The sequence below is a fragment of the Pantoea sp. UBA4549 genome (assembly GCF_002387285.1).
GTDB lineage: Bacteria > Pseudomonadota > Gammaproteobacteria > Enterobacterales > Enterobacteriaceae > Pantoea > Pantoea borealis.
Genome location: NZ_DGLH01000006.1, coordinates 1 through 21,075, shown reverse-complemented (window position 1 = coordinate 21,075; position 21,075 = coordinate 1). Strand labels below are relative to the sequence as shown.

The window sequence follows — 21,075 nt, the reverse complement described above, 5'->3', positions numbered from 1 at the left end:
CGGGCTCATTCTCCGCCGTGCTCTGCCACGCCGGCAGGCCATCAGGTCAATAATGCGTCGCATAATATCCGGATTTTATTTTAGCAGCCAGTTTCAGAGCACAAATTACGCGCATTTTAGCGCGTACTATAATTAGCACACTGAATTGATTGAGAAAAAGCATGCGCGTTTCGTGCATGATCTGACTTATGAACGCGGGCAACATTTGCTTACCACGTCAGCGATTTACTTTCGCCGCCCCTGCCCGCATATAGATAACCTTAACGCCAACGGAGGTTCACCCATGCAAAATCAGGAACAGCAGCTCATTGAAAATCTCTTCAGCCGGTTAAAGCAGGCCGGTGAGCAGAGTGGTCCGCGCGATGCGGGTGCTGAACAGCTTATCCGTCAGCATCTGCAGAGCCAGCCTGAAGCGCCTTACTATATGGCCCAGGCGATTCTGATTCAGGAAGCTGCGCTGAAAAAGCTGAATGCCCGGATTACCGAACTGGAAAACATGCAGGCACAGCAGCAGGCTCCGCAGCAGAGCGGCGGCTTTCTGTCCGGTTTGTTTGGCAGCGGGTCGCGTCCGCAGCCACCGCAGCAGCAGCAGTCAGGCTGGAACAATGCGGCCCCGCAGCAGCCAGCCGCGCCGGCCCGCGGCACCGGCTTTCTCGGCGGCGCGCTGCAGACGGCAGTGGGCGTGGCGGGCGGCGTGGTGATGGCAGATATGCTCACCAGCCTGTTTCATCATTCGCAGCCGGAAGAGATCGTCAATATCATCAACGAACCGGCGCTGCCGCAGGTGGACGATAACCTGGATACGTTTAACGGCAACGACAGCAGCAATGCATTTCTCAATGACAACAGCAGCTGGAATGACAATAGTTTTGCCGACAACAGCGATCTGAATGATTTTGATAGCGGCGGCTTTGATGATGATGACAGTTTTGTCTGATCAGCGCTGACGCAGCCACTTGTCCAGCTCGTTGGCAAACAGCTGGCGGTCGCGCGGACTCAGCGCCGCCGGACCGCCGCTCTGAATGCCACTGGCACGCATTGTCTCCATAAAATCGCGCATGGTGAGGCGCTGCCGGATGGTATCAGGCGAGTAGCGCTCACCGCGCGGATTCAGCGCGGCGGCCCCTTTTTCCAGTACTTCCGCCGCCAGCGGAATGTCGCCGGTGATCACCAGCTCTCCTGGCTGTACGCGCTTCACAATTTCATTGTCTGCCACATCAAAGCCGGCCGCGACCTGCAGCGTCTTCAGCCAGGGCGAAGGCGGCACGCGCAGCGGCTGGTTAGCGACAAAGGTCACCGTCACGTTTGTGCGTTCAGCCGCGCGATAAAGCACCTCTTTAATGACGACCGGACAGGCGTCAGCATCGACCCAGATTGACATAATGGTTTCCTGATAACGAATAACAGGCGCGATCTTGCCGTGCTCGCCAGGAAAGGCAAACGATATTTTGCCGGTACTTGTTATTCACCGCCGCTGACGTAAGCTAACCCGCAGCGAAATCAACACGATTAAGGAGAGAGCGATGCTGGAGAAAAAAATCGGCTTCATCGGCTGCGGTAACATGGCGCAGGCGATCATCAGCGGCCTGACCGGCAGCGGGCTTATCGTCCCGGCCAATATTCTGGTATGGGACCGTAAAGCGGAGACCAACCAGCAGATGGCACAGCAGCACGGGATCAGCGCAGCAGAGAGCGCAGAAGCCCTGGCGCGCGAGGCGGATATCCTGTTTGGCGCGGTCAAACCTAATGTGATCCTGAAAGTGCTCAGCGATCTGGCGGGGGTGATGAAAAAGGATGCGCTGGTGGTCTCGATTGCCGCGGGCGTGACGCTGGATTCACTGGCCGGCGTACTGGGCCACGATCGTAAAATTGTGCGGGTGATGCCCAATACGCCGGCACTGGTCAATCAGGGCATGACCTCGGTGACCCCCAACGTGCTGGTGGAGCCGCAGGAAGTGGACGAGATCGTGGCTATCTTTGAAAGCTTCGGGAAAGCCGCGGTGGTCAATGAGTATCTGATCCATGCGGTCGTGGGCGTCAGCGGCTCTGCTCCGGCATATGTGTTTATGTTTATTGAAGCCATGGCCGACGCCGCCGTGCTGGGCGGCATGCCGCGCGCGCAGGCGTATGAGTTTGCTGCGCAGGCGGTAAAAGGCGCCGCACAAATGGTCATTGAGACGGGCAAACATCCCGCTGAGCTGAAAGATCAGGTCTGCTCGCCCGGCGGTACGACGATTGAGGCCGTAAAAGCACTGGAAGAGAATGGCTTTCGCGCGGCGGTAATGAACGCCATGCAGCGCTGCATGGCTAAGTCAGAAGCGCTGAGTAAAGGCTAACCCCTGCCCGCACCTGCCGGCAATCCGGTCCTCTTTTCTGCACAGAGGACCGGCATCAGGCAGGGTATTACGCTGTATACTTCTCATACAGCGCCATGCCCTGCGCCAGCGTCAGCGGCTGCTGCATCGCGTCGATCAGCGCGGCAGTGAGCGTGTACAATCCTGCCGAACAGACCGCCGCAATATGGCCCTGCTGGCAGTAGAACGCGATAAACGTCTGTTCATCCAGCGAACCAAGCAGACGATAGTCATCCCACTCCTCCGCATGCCCGAGATATTCGTAACGGGTACCGTAGTGCGCCGTCCAGAAAAAAGGCACGCGATCGTACTCAATCTGCTTATCCAGCATATTCAGCGCGGCAATCCGCCCCTGCTGGTGAGCCACGCGATAGTGCTCAATACGCTGCGTGCCGTCAGCGGTGGGATAGGTGGCGATATCACCGGCAACCCAGACGGTATCCGTCACCCGCAGCTGGCGATCGGTCAGCAGGCTGCCATCCTCCTGCAGCGTTAAGTCATGCACAAACCCGGTCGCAGGCCTGACGCCGGTGCCGAACAGTACCCGTCGTGCGGGCAGCCTTTTTCCCCCTTTGAGGCGAACTGCGGCGACCTCACTCTCTCCCTCCAGCGCCTCCGGCTCACCCTGCTCAAACGTGACACCGTTGCTGCGGTGCAGCGCATAAAAGTGTTCAGCTATCTCTTCGCCAAACTGTTTGACAAACGGCAGACGCTGGCGGGCAACCACGGTGACCTTTACGCCGCGACTGCGCAGCGCTCCGGCCACTTCCATGCCGATAAAGCTGTTACCGACGATCACCAGCTCCTGCGTTTCATCGACCTCTTTCAGCAGCGCCGCAGCCTGATCGCGCGAACGCAGCAGGTGAACGCCGGCCAAATCTCTGCCAGGCATATCCGGCGCCTGTGGTACGCCACCGGTGGCTACCAGCAGCCGGTCAAACCTCACCTGCTGCCCGCTTTTCAGCGTTAACGTTTGTGCACGCGCCTGCAGCTGTACCACCTCATCCTGCAGCAGCGTGACCGGTTCCAGCACATCCTCCTGCAGCAGCGTGGGCACGTCATCAATAGCCATTTTGCCCGCCGGCACAAACTTGCTCAGCGCGGTACGGTCGTATGGGGCCGCAGCTTCCCGATCAATACGAATGATGTGTCCCTTAAATCCCTCATCGCGCAGCGTCCAGATCGCCGCGGCACCCGCCGCTCCGCTGCCAAGAATGACATAGACCGGCGCGTTATCTGTCGTAGCGGGTGCGGATGCTTCAGAGAGTGGCTGCTCACTGACAAACACGTTGCCCTGCTCAATCCGCACCGGATAACGCGTCAGGTTGGCAAGCGCCAGCGGTTCACACATTTTGCCATCCTGCAGCTGAAATACCGCTTTGTGCCACGGGCAAATCAGCCTGCCATCACAGACGGCCCCTTCAGCCAGCGGCGCGCCAGCGTGCGGGCATTTGGCCTGAAATGCCTGCACCTGCGCGCCATCACGGATCAAAATTATTTCGGTCTCGCCCACGCTAAACGGGACCGGCTTCTGCTGCGCCAGCGCGTCAAGCTCTGTGACAAATTGATAGCTCACACTTTGCTCCTTTATTATTGTCGGATGCGGGATGACAAACCCCTGCAAAGAGTAAGTGTGGCAAAGCCTGGGAAACTGGCAGGAAAAATAAAGCAAGCGGCAGCTAAGGCGTTAATCAGCCACCGCTTTTATCATCAGGCGCTTTTTTTCAGGCAGGTACTCATGAAGGTTTTGCGCGCATCACCCGAGAGATCTTTTTCTCCGGCTGCACTGTTACAGCTTTTCATTTTCAGCTGCTGCGGCGTCATATTGCCGAGCTTGCTCTCTTTTTTCAGGCAATCGCTCATAAAGGTTTTACGCTCATCGCCTTTCAGATTTTGCGTGGCGGCCAGCTGATTACAGCGCGTCATCTTTTCCTGCTGCGGCGTTTTTTCAGCGGCGCCTGCACTGCCGACGGTAAACAGCAGGGCAGCGCCAGTCAGAGCCAGTAAAGAACGTTTCATTGCCAGGATCTCCGTGTAGGGGGGCTTTATCAGCCTGGCACGAAAATCGGTAAAACAGCGGTAAATCACTCAGGCACGCTCAGTAACGCGGGTGCTTGAGCAATTTTTCGATATAGTTGCGTAATAGCGCAGCATCCGCGCTCTCTGCAATCGGTGCGGCGGGCGGCATCGCATTTTCAATCGCGCTGGCGATTTGATGATGCTGTTCTGCATTCAGCTGGCGCAGCATGGCAGTCAGCACTATCTCCAGCGCCTCGATCTGCACCACCAGATCTTTGGATGCCTCTTCTTTCTCCGCCAGCCTGAGCAGGAGTTCTGCAATCAGATTTTTCATGCAATGAACTCGATAAGGAAAGGAGTGCTGACGGTAGCACTGAGCCGAAGAAAACAACAAGCGCTTTTCCTCACTTTTGTGAATAAATAGCCCTTAAAAAAGCGTAACAATTCAACGTCTAATGGCGAAACGTTTTGCTGACGCAGACAGCCTGCTGCACATCCGGCTTTTTTGTCACGGTTTCAGCAACGAATGCTTTACAGCTGATGCTATTTGCATCAATGTGAGCGCATTACAATTACAGAGACATCATCATGACTTCTGCACTCTCCTTAGCGGCTATTCTGGCCCGTCGCGACTGGGAAAACCCGGTGATTACCAGCCTGCAACGTCTGGACAGCCATCCGCCGTTTGCCAGCTGGCGCGACGAACAGGCTGCCCGCGACGATCGCCCGTCACCTTCAGTGCAGTCACTGAATGGCGAGTGGCAGTTTAGCTACTTTACTCACCCCGAAGCGGTGCCGGAGAGCTGGCTGTGGCAGGATCTGCCGGATGCTGCGACTATGCCGGTGCCATCTAACTGGCAGCTGCACGGCTACGATGCGCCAGTTTATACCAACGTGCAGTATCCTATTCCGGTTAATCCGCCGTTTGTGCCGCAGGCTAACCCAACAGGATGCTATTCGCTCACATTCAGCGTTGATGAGCAGTGGCTGCAGCAGGGCCAGACGCGCGTTATTTTTGACGGTGTGAATTCAGCCTGCTTTGTATGGTGCAACGGACAGTGGCTGGGCTACTCCCAGGACAGCCGTCTGCCGGCAGAGTTTGATCTCAGCGCCGCCCTGCAGCCGGGTGAAAATCGCCTGGCCGTAATGGTGCTGCGCTGGTGCGACGGCAGCTATCTGGAAGATCAGGATATGTGGCGCATGAGCGGCATTTTCCGCGATGTGACGCTGCTGCATAAACCTGACACCCGCTTTGCAGATATCCAGCTTGAAACCGCGCTCAGCCCGGAGTATTCGCAGGGCGATTTACGCGTCAGCGTCAAGCTTGATGCCAGTGAAACCGCCCTGGCAGGCTGCCACATTCGCGTCAGCCTGTGGCTGGGTGAGACCTGCGTCGGCACGCAGGAGCAGATGTCCGGCAGCGCCATTATTGATGAGCGCGGACGCTATCCGGAACGGGCCACGCTGCGGCTGCCGGTAAACCAGCCACGGCTCTGGAGTGCGGAGACGCCTCACCTTTACCGCGCAGTGGTCACACTGCTGGATGCGCAACATCAGGTGCTGGAAGCGGAAGCGTATGACGTCGGGTTCCGGCGCGTCAGCATTGAGCAGGGACAGCTCTGCCTGAACGGCAAGCCGCTGCTGATCCGCGGCGTTAACCGCCATGAACACCATCCGGAACGCGGTCAGGTGGTGGATGAGGCCAGCATGCGCCGTGATATTGAGCTGATGAAGCGCCATAACTTCAACGCGGTGCGCTGCGCCCACTACCCTAATCATCCGCTCTGGTATCGGCTTTGCGATCGTTACGGTCTGTATGTAGTGGATGAGGCGAATATTGAAACGCACGGTATGCAGCCGATGAACCGGCTCTCTGACGATCCGCGCTGGTTTGCCGCCTTCAGCGAGCGGGTTACGCGCATGGTACAGCGCGACCGCAATCACGCCTGTATCATTATCTGGTCGCTGGGCAATGAGTCCGGGCACGGCAGCACGCATGATGCGCTTTACCGCTGGGTCAAAAGCAGCGACACAACGCGCCCGGTGCAGTATGAGGGAGGCGGCGCAGACAGCGCCGCAACCGATATTATCTGCCCGATGTACGCGCGGGTCGATCAGGATCAGCCCTTCCCTGCCGTACCCAAGTGGTCGCTGAAAAAGTGGATTGGTTTGCCGGGCGAACAGCGTCCGCTGATCCTGTGTGAATACGCGCACGCCATGGGGAACAGCTTTGGCGGTTTTGCGAAGTACTGGCAGGCGTTTCGTGCGTTTCCGCGTCTGCAGGGCGGCTTTGTCTGGGACTGGGCCGATCAGAGCCTGACGCGCTATGACAGCAACGGAAACGCCTGGCAGGCGTACGGCGGCGATTTTGGCGATACCCCTAACGACCGCCAGTTCTGCATGAATGGCCTGGTCTATGCTGACCGCTCGCCGCATCCGGCCCTGTATGAAGCGCAGCGCGCGCAGCAGTTTTTCCGCTTTGAGCATGACGCCACGCAGCCAGGGCGCATCACGGTCACCAGCGAATATCTGTTCCGGCACAGCGATAACGAGCAGCTGCGCTGGGGTATTGAGCAGGACGGGGTGCCGGTGGCGACCGGCACGGTACCGCTCGATATTGCGCCACAGGGCAGCCAGCAGATTGAGATTGCGCTGCCATCAGGCCTGCAGGGTGCCGTATGGCTGAATGTCGCAGTGCATCAGCCGGAAGCCACCGCCTGGTCCGAAGCTGATGCGCGCGTCGCGTGGGATCAGTGGCAGCTGCCTGCCGCGCTGCCGCTGCGTCTGCCGGTATCCGGCAACAGTGCGCCGCAGCTGCTCATGCAGCCGGAGGAGATTGACGTGGCGATCGCGCAGCAGCGCTGGCGCTTCTCACGCCTGAGCGGTGAGCTGGTACAGTGGCAGGTGGGTGAGCGGCAGACCCTGCTGACGCCGCTGCAGCCCTGCTTTATCCGCGCCCCCATCGACAACGACATTGGCACCAGTGAAGCGGCCAGCGTAGATCCCAATGCCTGGATTGAGCGCTGGCGGCGCGCCGGCTACGGGCAGCTCGAACCGGTGCTGCTGGCGATGCAGGCTGACAGCCTGGCGCACGGGGTACAGATTGAAACCTGGCATCAGTGGCGCACGCAGGAGCAGGTCTGTTTTACCACGCACCAGCGCTACTTTATCAACGCCCGGGGTGAGGTTACGCTGTCCCTGACGGTTGAGCAGGCCGCCGGGTTACCGCCGCCGGCGCGTATCGGCTGGCGCTGCCAGCTGGCACACTCACCGGAGCAGGTGAGCTGGCTGGGTCTGGGTCCTCACGAAAATTATCCGGATCGCCAGCTGGCAGCGCAGTTTTCCCGCTGGCAGCTGCCGCTTGCCGATCTCACCACCGACTATGTTTTCCCCGGTGAAAACGGCTTGCGCTGCGGTACCCGGCAGCTCGACAGCGGCAGCTGGCAAATCAGCGGTGATTTCGCCTTTTCACTCAGTCGCTACAGTCTTGAGCAGCTGCGCGATACGTCACATCGTCATCTGCTGCAACCGGAAACAGGCTGCTGGCTGCATCTTGATGGTTTTCATATGGGAGTTGGCGGCGATGACTCCTGGAGCCCGAGCGTCAGCCCGGAATTTCTGCTGACGCAGCAGCGCTGGCAGATGACGCTGACGCTGCATCAGGACGATCGGCAAATGTGAAAAAATATGACGAAACGTTGCTGACAAGCTTACGGCGCGCAACTATGTTTAAAAAATAACCAGACGCGCAGCCCCTTTTGCGGGCACGCCGTTCGGGTTCTGTTGCTGCCGCCTGCTGGCGGCACGCCGTGTTGTCTCTGCGGAGGTCAGCCATGAGAACCTATCCTGACAGCGCCAGTCGGGCGATTACCGACTACTTCAACACGCCTGCCTGGCACGTGCCGCATGAGAGCGATCTGCTGGCGGCTATTATGCGGGAACTGATGGCCGAGGGGCAGCCTGCGACCAGTAAAGCGGTTATTGCGCGGGTCATTGAAAAGCTGGAGTTTGAGGGCGATGAGCAGCGTCTGCAGAGCTACCGGACGCTGCTGGCACAATTACTGGGCAGCGAGCCGGGAGCCTGAGGGATGATTTATTTTGCGACCCGCAGCTGATCGGCTTCGCTGACGACGGCTTTGCCGCTCTGACGATGGTAGAGGCAGAGTTCACGTCCGGTGCGGTTTTTCATGTGTTTTTGCGGATAGCGTCCCTGCAGCAGCAGCGCGTCATAACCGGTGCGGTCGTCAAACTGCACCGGCTTACCCACAATTTTCGCCTGCGCCAGCGTACTGGCCAGCAGGCACGCCTGACGGCTCTGCTGCTCATTTTCCTGCCAGGCAGCTTCGCCGGATGCATGCGCCAGCGGGGCCAGCAGCGTTAACAGCAGAAAGCCTGAAAATCTTTTCATCATTACCTCTTGTTGCAGTAGCGCGTTCGCCGGTTAAAAAAATTCCCGCCGCAGCGGGAAGAAACAAGACGAACAGTGCATGTCTGAGATGACGAGGCGATCTCTGTTTGTCAGAGTATCCTCGCCGCCGGGCATGACAACCCGATGACAGTCGTGTGTCCGTCTGGTGTCAGCCGCAGTAGACGCGGGTGATGTTGCCCTCTTTATCGCCCATGAAATTCAGCCGGTGCAGATTAAAGTCCATGGTGACGGCACCGTTCCAGGGGATCGCGCGTACCGGACCGGCAAATTTCTGACTGCCGATCGCTGTCAGTGGCTGGCCAATAAAGTTCTGATACTGCGATGCGCGACACTGGTCGGTTTCCGGATCCACGCTGGCCGCAGCCTGGGTACTGGTTTTGCCGGCAGACTGACAGGCGCTTAAGGCCATGGCAGCGGTTAGCAACAGGACTTTTCCACAATGCGTCACAACTCTCTCCTTCTGAACAGATAACTACGTAGCCTCTGAGAGTAGCAAAGCCCGGCGCGTAAACGAACTTCGCTGGCCGAAAAATGCCGGTTTCCGCTCCGGAAACTGCGCGGTTACGCGGAAAATTTAAGATTAATCGCACTAAGTGACTCACTGACTCGCCAGAAAAAAACTATTCTTTCTAAGAATCATCTGAGGAGGCTTACTATGGAACTCATGATTTTTATCGGCTGCGTCATACTGATGACGTTCGTGGCCGTACGCGTTCGCTAACGCGCCGGCCGGTGACTGCCAGGCACATCTGCCGGGCACCTGCCCGCCGTGCCTGGTTTTTTACTGTAACGCTGAAGTGGTACTGAAATCTGAGATCGCGCACCTCGACAGCACTCTGCGCCATTGCTACTATGCCCTTCCCCCTGCCCGCTGAGTCGCCTATGGATACTCAATCCGACAAAGTTACCTTAACCCTGTTTTACGCGGGCTGCTTTGTTGTCTATTACCTCATAACGATGCTGATTACGCTCTTTCCTAACTACAGCGCGTTACGTAATGATGGGTTGCTGGTACCGGTTCTCTGCCTGTTTGAGTTCGCCGTGATCTATCCGCTTTACCGCTTTTATTGTCAGCGTCGCAGCGATATCCCGCTGGGTGCACTGCGTCCTCTGCAGACGCTGCTGTTTATCGGTGCGCTGTTTCTGCTGATGATGGCTCAGACCCGGTTTTTGCAGCCGGAAGGCTGGCTGATTGAGCAGAGCCAGCAGGGGCGCAACTCGATGCTGATCCTGCTGCTGACGGCGGTACTGCTGGCGCCGGTATTTGAGGAAGTGCTGTTTCGCGGTTTTCTGCTGCAGGCGTTTCTGCTCTGGGCACCCCGCAGCCGCTTCGCCTGCATGCTGCTGACTTCCCTGCTGTTTGCGGCGCTGCACACGCAATATGTGCACTGGGAAACGCTGGTGGCGCTGACGCTCTTTTCACTGCTGCTCTGCTATGCGCGCCTGCGCAGTAATAACCTGGCCCTGCCTATCTTTCTGCATACGCTGAATAATCTGATTGCAATACTGCCCGCCTGGTTCTTTGCCTGATCGGCTTCACTGTTTACCTGTGCTCTCCTCTGTCGCCGCGCATTTTCAGTTACTATCACGCTTACACATGAAGGGATGACGGGACGGAAAAATGATTACAATGCTGGATGTGGCCCGGAAGGCTGGCGTCTCCAAAGCCACCGTATCGCGCGTGCTGGCGGGTACGCGCTACGTCAGTAAAGCGACGCAGCAGAAAGTGTTTCAGGCGATTGAAGAGACCGGTTATCGTCCTAACCTGCTGGCACGCAGTCTGGCAACCCAAAAGTCACAGAATATTGGTCTGATTGTCACCCACTCCCTGTTCAACGGCCCCTATTTCAGCGAACTGCTTTATCAGACTGCCACCCTGACCAATAACTACGGGCGCCAGCTGATCCTGGCTGACGGCAAAACCAGTGCCGACGATGAACGGGCGGCGATTGAATTTCTGCTCGATCTGCGCTGTGACGCCATCATTATCTATCCGCGCTTTCTGGATACGGCCGCGCTGGAAGCGCTGATTGAGCAGCACGCCATTCCGATTATGGTGGTCAACCGGCAGCTGACGCAGCATGCAGAACACTGCGTCTGGGCGACCCATCAGCAAAACACCTTTGATGCCGTGTGTTATCTGATCCAGCGCGGACATCAGGATATCGCGTTCATTACTGGCCTGCCGGGCTCGCCCACCGCTGCCGCGCGGCTGGCTGGTTATCAGCAGGCGCTGGCTGCTCATCAGCTGCCCTTTGAGCCTGCCCGGGTCGTCCAGGGCGCCTGGACCTCGCTCAGCGGCCAGCTGGCCACGCAGCAGCTGCTGGCATCAAAGGTCACGTTCAGCGCACTGATGGCGAGCAATGACGATATGGTAATGGGCGCGGCGCTGGCGCTGCATGCGGCCGGGAGGCGACTGCCGCAGGATGTCTCACTGATGGGTTTTGATGACATTAATATGGCCGCTTTTTTTCTGCCGCCGCTGACCACGGTACATGTCCCGGTCGCCGAAATGATCCAGCACACGCTGGCGCAGCTGGTCGCAATGCTGGAGGGGAAGCCTGTGACGGTGTTGCCGCCCTTTAGCGGGCGGCTGATTGAACGCGCGTCGGTCGCTGACGGACCGGCGCGGCGTAACGCGATCAGTAGCTGACCGCGTCGTCGAGCGTGGCGCCGTTGCTGGCAATCAGCTGCTGATACCAGAAAAAGCTCTTTTTACGATAGCGCGCCAGATCTTTCAGGTCATGCTCATCGCGGTTCACATAGATAAACCCGTAGCGTTTACTGATCCCCTGATGCGTACTGACCAGATCGATCGCTGACCACGGACAGTAGCCAAACAGCGCCACGCCGTCCGCAATTGCCAGCCGCAGCTGCCGCAGATGATCGCGCAGGTAGGCGATACGGTAATCATCGTGTACTTTGTTGCCCGCCTCCAGCGTATCAAAGGCACCCAGACCATTCTCCGTTACAATCAGCGGCAGCGCATAGCGCGCGTAGATCTCACGGGCGGTAATGCGAAAGCCGACCGGATCGATATACCAGCCAAACTGATTCTGCGGCAGATGCGGATTATTGCAGCCGACATACACCGTGCTGTCGATCCCCGCCATCTGCTGATCCGCTTTTTGCTTACTGTTCAGTTCACCACGGGCGGCATCCGGCAGGTCAGCGCTGACGGTAGCGGAGGCATAATAGTTGAAGGCGATAAAATCAGGTTTGCCCGCTGCGATGGTCTCCATATCGCCCGCTTCAATCTCCGGCAGCCAGCCACGCTGCTGCAAGAACGCCCAGACCACCGCGTTGTAGCGTCCGTGTACCGCCAGATCGAGATAGAGCCAGTTGCGGATCGCTGAAAAGTTGTCGGCGGCCAGCACATCTTCCGGCCGTGAGCTGGCGGCGTAGACGCAGGAGATATTGGGCGCCGGACCAATTTTTGCGTCCGGCAAACGCTGATGGCAGGCGATCATCGCCCGCGCCTGTGCCAGCATCATATGGTGATTCTGCTGATAAAGGCTGCGCTGCACATCTTCTGTGCCTTCTGCCAGCGTGCCGATGACCTCCCCCTTGAGGATCATCATGTTCTGTTCATTGATGGTCAGCCAGTATTTTACCTGTTTGCCATAGTGTTCAAAGCAGGTCACGGCAAAGCGCTCGAAGGCCGCTACGGTGCGCCGGTTGGACCAGCCGCCTGTCTGCTGCAGCGCCCACGGCAGGTCAAAATGATAGAGCGTGACCAGCGGTTCAATGCCGTGCCGGCAGATTTCATCAATCAGCTGCTGATAAAACGCCACGCCCGCCGGATTCAGCTCGCCGTCGCCGTCGGGGTAGAGGCGGCTCCATGCGATGGAGAACCGGTAGGTTTTCAGCCCCATTTCGGCCAGCAGCGCAATATCCTCTTTAAAGCGGTGATAGTGATCGCTGCAAACGGTAAAGTCAGTGACGTTATCACTGAAACGCGCATGGTCAATGACTGACGGTCCTTTGCCATCCGCATTCCATGCGCCCTCAACCTGATACGCTGAGGTTGATGCGCCCCAGAGAAACCCCTCCGGAAACGCACCGGGATTGTGATGCTGCATAGCTGCTCCTTACTGTTGTGCCGCCAGTTCACGACGTAGCTGAATGATCTCTTCTGCCAGTTCGCGGCAGAGCATGGCGTTCATCAGGTGATCCTGGGCATGCACCATAATCAGGTTAACCGGAATTTTCCCGCAGCCTTCATCAGCCCCAATCAGTTCCGTCTGGATACGATGCGCCGCTTTCGCTGCCTGCGTGGCGGCCGTGAGCTGTGCGTCTGCGTCACTCCACGCCTGATTACGCGCCGCGCGCAGCGCCTGCATGGCGCAGGAGCGCGCCTCGCCCGCCTGAATAATCAGTTCCATTACCGTGCTTTCATCAATTTCCATCATGACTCCTTAGCCAGTTGTGCAGCTGCGGCCTGCTCCTGCTCCTGTTGCAGCAGCTGTCGCTCATACATTTTGAAAAACGGGTAGTAGATAAGCGTGGCAATCGCCACCAGCACGGCGATCAGCACAATCACGCGCCAGTCCCAGCCGGTTGACCAGGCTGCGCCAATCGGGGCGGGCGTGGTCCACGGCGCCAGCGACACCACGTGATTGATCAGGTTAGTTTTGGTGGCGGTCCAGGCGATCACGGCGTTAACCAGCGGCGCAAGCAGAAACGGAATAAACAGAATGGGGTTCATCACCACCGGTGAGCCAAAAATTACCGGCTCGTTGATGTTAAACATGCTGGGCACAATACTCAGCTTGCCAATTGAACGCAGATGCGCTGACCGGCTGCGCAGATAAAGCAGCACCAGTCCCATGGTGGAACCGGAGCCGCCTATCACGATAAAAAACTGCCAGAAGGGTTCAATAAACACGTGCATGACCGGCTCTCCGGCGTTCAGCGCCTGCTGATTCAGCCCGAGATTGGTCAGCCAGAACGCCTGCAGGATCCCTCCTACGATCACCGCACCATGAATGCCGGCAAACCACAGCATATGGCACAAAAGCACTGCAATCAGTACCGCAGGCAGTGAGTCCGACGCGGAGATGACCGGCGCGAAGATGGCCATAATCGCCTGAGGCAGCAGCATGCCAAACTGCGCCTGCACCCACAGGCTGAGCGGAAACAGCGTCAGGAAAATGGCGACAATCGGGATCAGCAGATCAAACGACTGACGAATTTTCGGCGGAACCTGCTCGGGCAGCTTAAAGCCGATATGGTGTTTCTGCAGGAAATGCATCATTTCCGTGGCGAACAGCGCGACCAGAATCGCCGTGAAGATCCCTTCACCACCCAGCGAGCCCACCGGCAGCGTCTTATCGCTCTGGGGAGCGGCCACCACCAGGAAAGCCATCAGCGACAGGCTGGCCGCCATAAAACCATTCATTTTGTAGCTGCTGGCAAGGTTATAGGCGATAGCACTGGCGATATAGAGCGCCATAATGCCCATTGTCATGTTGTAGGGCATCATGATCTGCGCTTCGTGCGCCCGCACCATACCCAGCCACCACTGTGCGAAGGCCCATGAACTGTCGGCAGAAAACGGCGGATGGGCAAACAACAGCATAAAGGAGCCGACAATCAGAAACGGCATAGAGGCGATGAAACCATCGCGAATTGCGATCACGTGACGCTGGCTGGAGAGGCGTCCGGCAAATGGACTGATCCGGTTTTCAATGACGCCAAATAAAGATTCGCTGATGCTGCTCATGGGCAAGCTCCTTGCAACAGGCAACAAGAGAATTAACCTGCACAGCGGCTGTGCAGGCGGAAGAATTATTTGAGTGCAGGCGTTATTTTCAGGCGTGAATCAGCTTTAAGGAATCCGCTAATATTTTCTCGCCATTCATCATGCCGTAATCCATGCTATTTATCACGGCAATAGGCTTATTAAGCTGCTGAGCTATCGGAGCAAAATCAGCCAGTTTATATTTGATTTGCGGCCCAAGCAGACAGCAATCAACATCCTGAATTTCATCGTTAAACTCTTCTATTCCCACCGCTTTTATCTCGACATCAACACCCTGCTCTTTTGCCGCTTTTTCCATTTTCTGCACCACCATGCTGGTGGACATTCCGGCGGCACAGCACAGTAAAATTTTTGGCATGATCGTTTCCTCTGAATGGCGTTTAATTAACGAATACACAGCCAGCAGATTTTCTGCAACCGGTTTCAGATCTGGATACAGAAAGTGTGAGAAATATCAAAACTCAATCCGGATAAATTAAGTGGCAAAGAAATAATGCAGGATGGTGATTATATAATGGCAGGTGCGTAATCGCATGAGAAAGCCGTCTGGCAGACGCCGCAGTTCAGTTAACGGCTGCGGCGCTTACCGGACGGCTGACGCTATCAGGAGATAGCAGACTCTTTGTGTTTATCTGCTTCGAAGTGACTCTTGAACTGCTCGTAAATGGAAATCATATTTGACGCATCGCCATGCAGGGGGCTCAGTTTTCCGGCACGGACCAGCTCAATAACCAGCTGCAGGGCAGCCTGTTTTGGACTGCTGGCAGGATGGGCAATATCAGACATGCTTTTCTCACTCATTTAAAGGGGTCAGCTGCACAGTTTAGCCTGGATTATGCCGGGTTTGGATGCGCAGCGCGCTGCTATCAGACCGTTCGGATAAAAAAGCCGCTCAGGGTGTTCATTGACCTGTGAGGCAATTGTCTATACTGGATCAAAAAAGGGAACACACAGCCACACATTCCGTACCAGCGCGAAGGTGTTAAAGGAGCCGGTTATGCTGATTGGTTTTGTTTTATTAGTGAGTGCCTGCGGGCATGATGCCTGTGACGCGTTACCGGTGTCAGAGCGTATTTATCCGACGAAAACGGCCTGTGAAACCATGGCCAATCGTATCTATAAAGTGCGCCCTAATGTGGTCTTACTGTGTGGCGAAGTACATCGCTGAATTGAGACCAGGATTTGCTGCATTGCGCACATTTTAGCCAGCTGCCATTGCAAGCACTGGCAATAAGGTTCAAAATATAAGCTGTTTTACACTATCATCGTTGTGAATCCCATGAAGAAATCGCGCCCCCGCCGTCCTGCCGGACGCTGGGTTTATTACATTTTGTATGACGGTATCCTCTGGCCCTGCCCGGTACGCTGGGAGTGGGAAAATGGCTTTGATGGCTGGCTACCCTTCTACTATTCACCCACGTTTGAGTTTGTGGCGGGCGATCCGCGCAAGGCGTATCGTATTGCGCGCAGCAGCCTGCGCAACGTGCGCGAAGCACTGCATGATGCAGAGTATGCCTGAGGGCAGAAACAACGATGCGCCCGCAGGCGCATCGTTAAAGCATTGACCGTTACGCGTTGCGCAATCAGTTATTCAGCGTGTAATCCAGCGTAATTTCCGCATTCAGCAGCTGCGATACCGGGCAGCCTGCTTTCGCTTTCTGAATAATCTCGTCAAACGCGTCTTTATCCACACCTGGCAGCGAAATCGTGCTGGTGAGTGCCACTTTGGTAATAGCAAAGCCTTCGCCTTTTTTATCCAGCGAGACATCAGCGGTGGTGTCGATACTTTCCGCTTTGTGGCCGGCATTGCCCAGCATCAGCGACAGCGCCATAGAGAAACAGGCAGCGTGTGCAGCACCAATCAGCTCTTCCGGGTTCGTGCCTTTCTGGCCTTCAAAGCGCGTATTAAAACCATACGGCTGCTGATTCAGTACGCCACTCTCTGTGCTGACGGTACCTTTACCTTTGATATCACCTTCCCAGTGGGCCGATCCTTTCTTGTGAATGGTCATGTCATTCCTCCTGTTAGTGGACAGCACTCAGTATAGACAATCCACTCTGTTTTGCCTGGCTCAGCGTACCGCGCGCGGACGTGCGGGCTGTAAACCCGCCTCGCTCAGCAGTGCATTAGCCTGCACCAGCGACTCCTGCGTAATATCGGCGATCGATTTTGCACCGGTCAGCGTCATCGCTACCCGCATCTCTTTTTCAATCAGCGTCAGCAGATTCTCCACGCCGCGCTGGCCGTGTGTGGCGAGCGCATAGATAAAGGCGCGCCCCAGCAGTACGCTGTCGGCACCCAGCGCCAGCATGCGCACCACATCCAGACCGCTGCGAATGCCGCTGTCTGCCAGAATGGTGATATCGCCTTTAACCGCATCGGCGATGGCCGGCAGCGCCCGCGCGGAGGAGAGTACGCCATCCAGCTGCCGTCCGCCGTGGTTAGAGACCACGATGCCGTCAGCGCCGAAACGCACCGCGTCGCGCGCATCTTCCGCATCCAGGATCCCTTTAATCACCATCGGCCCCTCCCAGAAGTCGCGGATCCACTCCAGATCCTGCCAGGAGATCGAGGGATCGAAGTTGTTTGCCAGCCAGCCAATATAGTCCTCCAGCCCGGTGGGCTTGCCGAGATAGGCCGAAATATTGCCCAGATCGTGAGGCCTTCCGTGTAGCCCGACGTCCCATGCCCACTGCGGATGCGTTGCCGCCTGCCAGTAACGACGCAGCGCGGCGTGCGGCCCGCTCATGCCGGAGTGCGCATCACGGTAGCGTGCGCCCGGCGTGGGCATATCGACCGTAAACACCAGCGTTGAACAGCCGGCGGCTTTGGCGCGCTCCAGCGCGTTACGCATAAATCCGCGATCGCGCAGCACATAGAGCTGAAACCACATCGGCCGGTTAATGGCCGGTGCCACCTCTTCAATTGGACAGAGCGAGACGGTAGAGAGCGTAAAGGGGATCCCCTTCTGCGCGGCTGCCCGCGCCGCCTGCACCTCTCCCCGGCGCGCATACATTCCGCATAATCCCACCGGCGCCAGCGCCACCGGCATCGCCAGCGTCTCGTTAAACAACCGGGTTTCCAGGCTCAGCGCAGACATATTTTTCAGCACCCGCTGACGGAGCGCGACGTCAGAGAGATCAGCCACGTTTCGCCGCAGGGTATGTTCGGCATAGGCACCGCCGTCAAGATAGTGAAACAGGAACGGGGGCAATATGCGTTGCGCTGCGGCGCGATAGTCACTGGCAGCAGAAATAATCATCAGGTGTTCTCCTTACGGGTCGCTGCCGTTTCACCCGGCAGGCGGGTAATGCGCGCCTGCCGCGCTTCATCTTCATGCAGCGTTTTCATCGTGGTATGGACAAAGCCGAGGTGATCCATCGCCGCCTGACGCGCGGCGGCGGCGTCCCCCGCCATCACCGCATCAAACATCGCCTGATGCTGCTCATTAAGGCGGTTAAATATTACCGGCTGGGTATACATGCGCTGACGGCTGTGCAGGACCGAGGACTGCAGCAAATCGAAAAAGCCGCGCATGGTCTGCAGTAAGACCAGGTTGTGCGACGCCTCTGCGATGGCGAGATGAAAACGCAGATCGGCCTGCGCCGCGAGATCGGGATCGCCGCAGTCGTTCAGTCGCAGCAGCGCATCAAAGGCGTAGCGCAGTTTTTCTTTATCCGCTTCCGTTGCGCGCAGCGCGGCGTGCCACGCGGTGCTGGCCTCAATGGCGTGGCGCGCCTCCAGAATATCCCAGCGGTAGTCGGGATCGGCCGCCAGCAGCTGACGCATCGGCTCAACGATACGCTGTTCTGACCAGGGCTCCGGCGGCTGGCACAGCCAGGTGCCGCCGCCGCGTTTGCTGATCAGGACGCCGCTGTTGATCAGCTGCTGAATCGCCTCGCGCAGGGAAGAGCGCGAGACGCCCAGCAGCGCCGCCAGCTGGCGTTCCCCCGGCAGCCGCATACCGGGCGTTAGCTGCTGCGCGCTGATCCAGGCGCTGAGACGCTCGCGCAGCGGCGCGCTCACGGGATCATCCACGTCAGCACGTAGGCCTGCAGCGTGGTGATCACCCCGACCATGCAGGTAAAAATCAGGCTGTGTTTTACAGTGAAGCGGAACAGATCGGACTCTTTCCCCACCAGCCCGACCGCCGCGCAGGCGATGGCAATCGACTGCGGCGATATCATCTTGCCGGTCACGCCGCCGGTGGTATTGGCGGCCACCAGCAGAATATCGGACACGCCGATTTGCTGAGCCGTGGTGGCCTGCAGCGCAGCAAACAGCGCGTTGGAGGAGGTGTCCGATCCGGTCAGGAACACGCCCAGCCAGCCGAGAAACGGCGAGAAAAAGGTAAACGCCTGCCCGGTGTGCGCCAGCGCCAGCGCCAGCGTGGCGGAAAGCCCGGAGTAGTTAGAGATAAAGGCAAACGCCAGCACCATGCCGATAGAGTAGATCGGCAGCGCCAGCTCTTTCAGCGTCTCTGCAAACGTCTGCAGCGCCGCGCGCGGTTTCATCCGCAGCCAGAGGATCGACAGCAGCGCCGCAACCAGAATCGCCGTGCCGGTGGCGGAAACCACATCGAATTTAAACAGTGCAGCGTACGGCGTGGCCTGACTCACTACCGGCGGCATCCGCGCCACCAGTTCATGCAGCAGCGGTACCGGCACGGTAAAGACCCAGTCATAGAGCACGCCGCCTTTGGCGAACAGCGCCTTGAACGGGGGGATGCTCCACAGCGTCACCGTTGCCGTCAGAAACAGAAACGGCATCCATGCGCGCACAATTTGCGCCAGCGTGTAGCGCTGCGCGTCCGGCGCGGCGTCAGCGGTATCGCGTTCTTCAAAACGGAAAATGCGTACCGGCTGCCAGCGACGTAAAAACAGCGTCAGACAGATCAATGAGGCGAGCGAGGAGATAATATCCGGCAGCTCCGGCCCGAGAAAGTTGGAACTCAGGAACTGGGCAATGGCAAACGATCCTCCCGCCACGATCACCGCCGGCCAGGTCTCTTTCACCCCGCGCCAGCCATCCATAATCGCCATGATCCAGAACAGCACAATCAGCGTCAGAAACGGCAGCTGCCGCCCGGCCATCTGGCCAATCTGAAAGCTGTCCAGCCCGGTGACCTGCCCGGCCACAATAATCGGAATACCCATCGCGCCGAACGCTACCGGGGCCGTATTGACAATTAAACAGAGGCCCGCCGCATAAAGCGGTTTAAAGCCCAGCCCGACCAGCAGCGCAGCGGTAATGGCCACCGGCGCACCAAAGCCTGCAGCGCCCTCCAGAAAGGCACCGAACGCAAACCCGACGATCAGCATCTGCAGGCGCTGATCCGGCGTGATCGACAGGATCGACGCACGGATAATGTCAAACTGCCCGGTTTTAACTGAGATTTTATACACAAACACGGCGGCAATGATGATCCAGGCGATCGGCCACAGACCATAGAAAAACCCGTACACCGCCGATGCCAGCGCCTGCCCCACTGGCATGCCATACAGCAGCAGCGCCACCAGCAGCGCCAGCACAACGGTAGCCGTGCCCGCCTGATAGCCTTTAAGCTTGAGTTTAATCAGCGCGAAAAAGAAAAAAACAATCGGGATCACTGCGACTAAGCTGGAAAGCCACAGATTATTAAGCGGATCATAATTTTGCTGCCATACCTGCATGCCATTATCTCCGGAGGAGTCAGACCGGCACGGTGCAGCAGAACATGCACCGTGCAACAGTGCCCGTAACGCGCTGAAAGTGGTCGGACCGCTTTCAGAAAACCGGGCTTATGGCGTCAGATAGTTAATGCGTTGTTAACTGAAAGCAACGCATTGCGGGAGAATTTTGCAGCAGTGTGACCAGACAAAAAGGTTTTACCGGCTTTGGTAGGACCAATCAGCGCGACGGGTGAGTAAATGCCCTCGCATAGCTGTGTGGATGAAAGCGCAGGTTCAGCACAATCAGGCCCAGCGTGATCGCGCCCTGCATCAGCCAGATACCGGAGAAGCTGCCGCTGAATGCCTGCAGCTGGCCAGCGATAAACGGCATGCAGCCGGCAATGATAAAACCGGCCCCCTGCATAAATGCCACCAGCCGTGCGCCCGCCTGCGGGTGCGGCAGATGATCGAGTGCCAGCACCATCGCCAGCGGAAACGCAGCGCCAAGACCAAACCCGGCCACCGCGGCCCAGCACCACGGGGCGAACAGCGGCGCAATCAGCAGGCCTGCCATACCGGCCAGCTGACAGAGCAGGCTGAAAATCAGCTGCGGGCGCCGGTCAGCACGGCGTGCCAGCAGCGGCATCAGCAGCGCCCCGATAACCTGACACAGAATCATTACGCCAAGCAGTGAACCGCCCGCCTGCTCACTCCAGCCGGACTGCCGGTACGCGTCCGGAAGCCACGCCACGCAGGTGGCGTAGCCGCCGTTAACCAGTCCAAAGCTCAGCGCCAGCGACCAGGCGCGCGGCGTGCGCCACAGCGGGGGCAGCGCCGGTGCCGGCTGCGCCGCCGTC

General features: G+C 57.9%; 24 protein-coding genes. 8 read left to right on the top strand and 16 right to left on the bottom strand.

Features of this window, described 5'->3' with window-relative positions; genetic code table 11:
* The first annotated feature begins 283 nt into the window (after positions 1–283).
* On the top strand, positions 284–937 hold the full coding sequence (locus tag B3041_RS03405; RefSeq protein ID WP_292969356.1) for a DUF2076 domain-containing protein: 654 nt from the start codon (positions 284–286) through the stop codon (positions 935–937).
* Here B3041_RS03405 and B3041_RS03400 read toward each other — a convergent pair whose 3' ends face one another.
* Complete coding sequence (locus B3041_RS03400; RefSeq protein WP_065649988.1) at positions 938–1,381, bottom strand: YaiI/YqxD family protein; 444 nt, start codon at positions 1,379–1,381, stop codon at positions 938–940.
* 142 nt (positions 1,382–1,523) lie between these two features.
* On the opposite strand from B3041_RS03400, the gene proC reads away from it, so the two are divergent.
* Positions 1,524–2,336 carry a pyrroline-5-carboxylate reductase gene (gene proC, locus B3041_RS03395; RefSeq protein WP_292969352.1) on the top strand — a complete coding sequence of 271 codons (813 nt, stop codon included), beginning with the start codon at positions 1,524–1,526 and terminating at the stop codon, positions 2,334–2,336.
* A gap of 67 nt (positions 2,337–2,403) precedes the next feature.
* On the opposite strand, the gene B3041_RS03390 is transcribed toward proC, so the two are convergent.
* From B3041_RS03390 to iraP, 3 genes are all read right to left on the bottom strand, one after another.
* Positions 2,404–3,930: an FAD-dependent oxidoreductase gene (locus tag B3041_RS03390; protein WP_292969349.1), complete on the bottom strand. Its 1,527-nt coding sequence runs from the start codon at positions 3,928–3,930 to the stop codon at positions 2,404–2,406.
* Between the two features lie 134 nt (positions 3,931–4,064).
* The gene (locus tag B3041_RS03385) at positions 4,065–4,373 is read right to left on the bottom strand and encodes a PsiF family protein (protein WP_065649991.1); all 309 of its coding nucleotides are present in this window, start codon (positions 4,371–4,373) and stop codon (positions 4,065–4,067) included.
* Positions 4,374–4,452: 79 nt separating this feature from the next.
* Complete coding sequence (gene iraP, locus B3041_RS03380) at positions 4,453–4,707, bottom strand: anti-adapter protein IraP (RefSeq protein WP_065649992.1); 255 nt, start codon at positions 4,705–4,707, stop codon at positions 4,453–4,455.
* Between the two features lie 254 nt (positions 4,708–4,961).
* On the opposite strand from iraP, the gene B3041_RS03375 reads away from it, so the two are divergent.
* Both B3041_RS03375 and B3041_RS03370 read left to right on the top strand, forming a co-directional pair.
* Entirely contained in the window at positions 4,962–8,054 is a 3,093-nt protein-coding gene (locus tag B3041_RS03375; protein WP_292969344.1) for a beta-galactosidase, read from the top strand.
* A gap of 152 nt (positions 8,055–8,206) precedes the next feature.
* Complete coding sequence (locus B3041_RS03370; RefSeq protein ID WP_039382934.1) at positions 8,207–8,458, top strand: biofilm development regulator YmgB/AriR family protein; 252 nt, start codon at positions 8,207–8,209, stop codon at positions 8,456–8,458.
* An 8-nt stretch (positions 8,459–8,466) separates the two neighbouring features.
* Here B3041_RS03370 and B3041_RS03365 read toward each other — a convergent pair whose 3' ends face one another.
* Together B3041_RS03365 and B3041_RS03360 are read right to left on the bottom strand one after the other, a co-directional pair.
* Complete coding sequence (locus tag B3041_RS03365) at positions 8,467–8,781, bottom strand: hypothetical protein (protein WP_039385730.1); 315 nt, start codon at positions 8,779–8,781, stop codon at positions 8,467–8,469.
* Positions 8,782–8,950: 169 nt separating this feature from the next.
* A complete protein-coding gene (locus tag B3041_RS03360; RefSeq protein WP_292969339.1) occupies positions 8,951–9,250 on the bottom strand; it encodes an I78 family peptidase inhibitor in 300 nt (99 codons plus the stop codon).
* 434 nt (positions 9,251–9,684) lie between these two features.
* On the opposite strand from B3041_RS03360, the gene B3041_RS03355 reads away from it, so the two are divergent.
* Both B3041_RS03355 and B3041_RS03350 read left to right on the top strand, forming a co-directional pair.
* A complete protein-coding gene (locus tag B3041_RS03355) occupies positions 9,685–10,332 on the top strand; it encodes a CPBP family intramembrane glutamic endopeptidase (RefSeq protein WP_065649995.1) in 648 nt (215 codons plus the stop codon).
* Between the two features lie 91 nt (positions 10,333–10,423).
* Positions 10,424–11,455 carry a LacI family DNA-binding transcriptional regulator gene (locus tag B3041_RS03350; RefSeq protein WP_065649996.1) on the top strand — a complete coding sequence of 344 codons (1,032 nt, stop codon included), beginning with the start codon at positions 10,424–10,426 and terminating at the stop codon, positions 11,453–11,455.
* Here B3041_RS03350 and B3041_RS03345 read toward each other — a convergent pair.
* The 5 genes from B3041_RS03345 to B3041_RS03325 form a co-directional block, all read right to left on the bottom strand.
* Entirely contained in the window at positions 11,445–12,884 is a 1,440-nt protein-coding gene (locus B3041_RS03345; protein WP_065649997.1) for a glycoside hydrolase family 1 protein, read from the bottom strand. The two genes, B3041_RS03350 and B3041_RS03345, sit on opposite strands and share 11 nt — an antisense overlap.
* A gap of 9 nt (positions 12,885–12,893) precedes the next feature.
* Entirely contained in the window at positions 12,894–13,211 is a 318-nt protein-coding gene (locus tag B3041_RS03340; protein WP_065649998.1) for a PTS lactose/cellobiose transporter subunit IIA, read from the bottom strand.
* Positions 13,211–14,527 carry a PTS sugar transporter subunit IIC gene (locus B3041_RS03335; RefSeq protein WP_065649999.1) on the bottom strand — a complete coding sequence of 439 codons (1,317 nt, stop codon included), beginning with the start codon at positions 14,525–14,527 and terminating at the stop codon, positions 13,211–13,213. Before B3041_RS03335 ends, B3041_RS03340 begins: the two co-directional genes overlap by 1 nt.
* Positions 14,528–14,615: 88 nt before the next feature.
* A complete protein-coding gene (locus B3041_RS03330) occupies positions 14,616–14,924 on the bottom strand; it encodes a PTS sugar transporter subunit IIB (RefSeq protein ID WP_065650000.1) in 309 nt (102 codons plus the stop codon).
* Positions 14,925–15,169: 245 nt separating this feature from the next.
* On the bottom strand, positions 15,170–15,352 hold the full coding sequence (locus B3041_RS03325) for a hypothetical protein (protein ID WP_065650502.1): 183 nt from the start codon (positions 15,350–15,352) through the stop codon (positions 15,170–15,172).
* 211 nt (positions 15,353–15,563) lie between these two features.
* Between B3041_RS03325 and B3041_RS03320 the strand changes: the two genes are divergently transcribed.
* Entirely contained in the window at positions 15,564–15,734 is a 171-nt protein-coding gene (locus tag B3041_RS03320; protein WP_166713742.1) for a hypothetical protein, read from the top strand.
* 111 nt (positions 15,735–15,845) lie between these two features.
* Entirely contained in the window at positions 15,846–16,085 is a 240-nt protein-coding gene (locus tag B3041_RS03315) for a hypothetical protein (RefSeq protein ID WP_039382924.1), read from the top strand.
* Positions 16,086–16,149: 64 nt separating this feature from the next.
* On the opposite strand, the gene B3041_RS03310 is transcribed toward B3041_RS03315, so the two are convergent.
* From B3041_RS03310 to B3041_RS03290, 5 genes are all read right to left on the bottom strand, one after another.
* On the bottom strand, positions 16,150–16,578 hold the full coding sequence (locus B3041_RS03310; protein ID WP_065650001.1) for an OsmC family protein: 429 nt from the start codon (positions 16,576–16,578) through the stop codon (positions 16,150–16,152).
* A 60-nt stretch (positions 16,579–16,638) separates the two neighbouring features.
* A complete protein-coding gene (gene lldD, locus B3041_RS03305; protein WP_065650002.1) occupies positions 16,639–17,829 on the bottom strand; it encodes an FMN-dependent L-lactate dehydrogenase LldD in 1,191 nt (396 codons plus the stop codon).
* Positions 17,829–18,593 (bottom strand): transcriptional regulator LldR, encoded by a 765-nt coding sequence (gene lldR / locus B3041_RS03300; RefSeq protein WP_223810701.1) that lies wholly within the window; start codon positions 18,591–18,593, stop codon positions 17,829–17,831. Before lldR ends, lldD begins: the two co-directional genes overlap by 1 nt.
* The gene (gene lldP, locus B3041_RS03295; RefSeq protein ID WP_065650004.1) at positions 18,590–20,239 is read right to left on the bottom strand and encodes an L-lactate permease; all 1,650 of its coding nucleotides are present in this window, start codon (positions 20,237–20,239) and stop codon (positions 18,590–18,592) included. The genes lldR and lldP overlap by 4 nt, the downstream gene beginning before the upstream one ends.
* 217 nt (positions 20,240–20,456) lie before the next feature.
* A partial coding sequence (locus B3041_RS03290; protein WP_292969313.1) for an MFS transporter occupies positions 20,457–21,075 on the bottom strand: 619 nt, incomplete at its 5' end.

What these genes read in the sequence shown, in the direction of transcription:
- B3041_RS03345 (WP_065649997.1), bottom strand. Translation starts at nt 12,884, where the DNA reads ATGCAGCATCACAATCCCGGTGCGTTTCCGGAGGGGTTTCTCTGGGGC.
- B3041_RS03320 (WP_166713742.1), top strand. Translation starts at nt 15,564, where the DNA reads ATGCTGATTGGTTTTGTTTTATTAGTGAGTGCCTGCGGGCATGATGCC.
- B3041_RS03315 (WP_039382924.1), top strand. Translation starts at nt 15,846, where the DNA reads ATGAAGAAATCGCGCCCCCGCCGTCCTGCCGGACGCTGGGTTTATTAC.
- proC (WP_292969352.1), top strand. Translation starts at nt 1,524, where the DNA reads ATGCTGGAGAAAAAAATCGGCTTCATCGGCTGCGGTAACATGGCGCAG.
- B3041_RS03310 (WP_065650001.1), bottom strand. Translation starts at nt 16,578, where the DNA reads ATGACCATTCACAAGAAAGGATCGGCCCACTGGGAAGGTGATATCAAA.
- lldD (WP_065650002.1), bottom strand. Translation starts at nt 17,829, where the DNA reads ATGATTATTTCTGCTGCCAGTGACTATCGCGCCGCAGCGCAACGCATA.
- B3041_RS03335 (WP_065649999.1), bottom strand. Translation starts at nt 14,527, where the DNA reads ATGAGCAGCATCAGCGAATCTTTATTTGGCGTCATTGAAAACCGGATC.
- B3041_RS03400 (WP_065649988.1), bottom strand. Translation starts at nt 1,381, where the DNA reads ATGTCAATCTGGGTCGATGCTGACGCCTGTCCGGTCGTCATTAAAGAG.
- lldP (WP_065650004.1), bottom strand. Translation starts at nt 20,239, where the DNA reads ATGCAGGTATGGCAGCAAAATTATGATCCGCTTAATAATCTGTGGCTT.
- B3041_RS03375 (WP_292969344.1), top strand. Translation starts at nt 4,962, where the DNA reads ATGACTTCTGCACTCTCCTTAGCGGCTATTCTGGCCCGTCGCGACTGG.
- B3041_RS03405 (WP_292969356.1), top strand. Translation starts at nt 284, where the DNA reads ATGCAAAATCAGGAACAGCAGCTCATTGAAAATCTCTTCAGCCGGTTA.
- iraP (WP_065649992.1), bottom strand. Translation starts at nt 4,707, where the DNA reads ATGAAAAATCTGATTGCAGAACTCCTGCTCAGGCTGGCGGAGAAAGAA.
- B3041_RS03355 (WP_065649995.1), top strand. Translation starts at nt 9,685, where the DNA reads ATGGATACTCAATCCGACAAAGTTACCTTAACCCTGTTTTACGCGGGC.
- B3041_RS03370 (WP_039382934.1), top strand. Translation starts at nt 8,207, where the DNA reads ATGAGAACCTATCCTGACAGCGCCAGTCGGGCGATTACCGACTACTTC.
- B3041_RS03365 (WP_039385730.1), bottom strand. Translation starts at nt 8,781, where the DNA reads ATGAAAAGATTTTCAGGCTTTCTGCTGTTAACGCTGCTGGCCCCGCTG.
- B3041_RS03340 (WP_065649998.1), bottom strand. Translation starts at nt 13,211, where the DNA reads ATGGAAATTGATGAAAGCACGGTAATGGAACTGATTATTCAGGCGGGC.
- B3041_RS03350 (WP_065649996.1), top strand. Translation starts at nt 10,424, where the DNA reads ATGATTACAATGCTGGATGTGGCCCGGAAGGCTGGCGTCTCCAAAGCC.
- B3041_RS03385 (WP_065649991.1), bottom strand. Translation starts at nt 4,373, where the DNA reads ATGAAACGTTCTTTACTGGCTCTGACTGGCGCTGCCCTGCTGTTTACC.
- B3041_RS03330 (WP_065650000.1), bottom strand. Translation starts at nt 14,924, where the DNA reads ATGCCAAAAATTTTACTGTGCTGTGCCGCCGGAATGTCCACCAGCATG.
- B3041_RS03325 (WP_065650502.1), bottom strand. Translation starts at nt 15,352, where the DNA reads ATGTCTGATATTGCCCATCCTGCCAGCAGTCCAAAACAGGCTGCCCTG.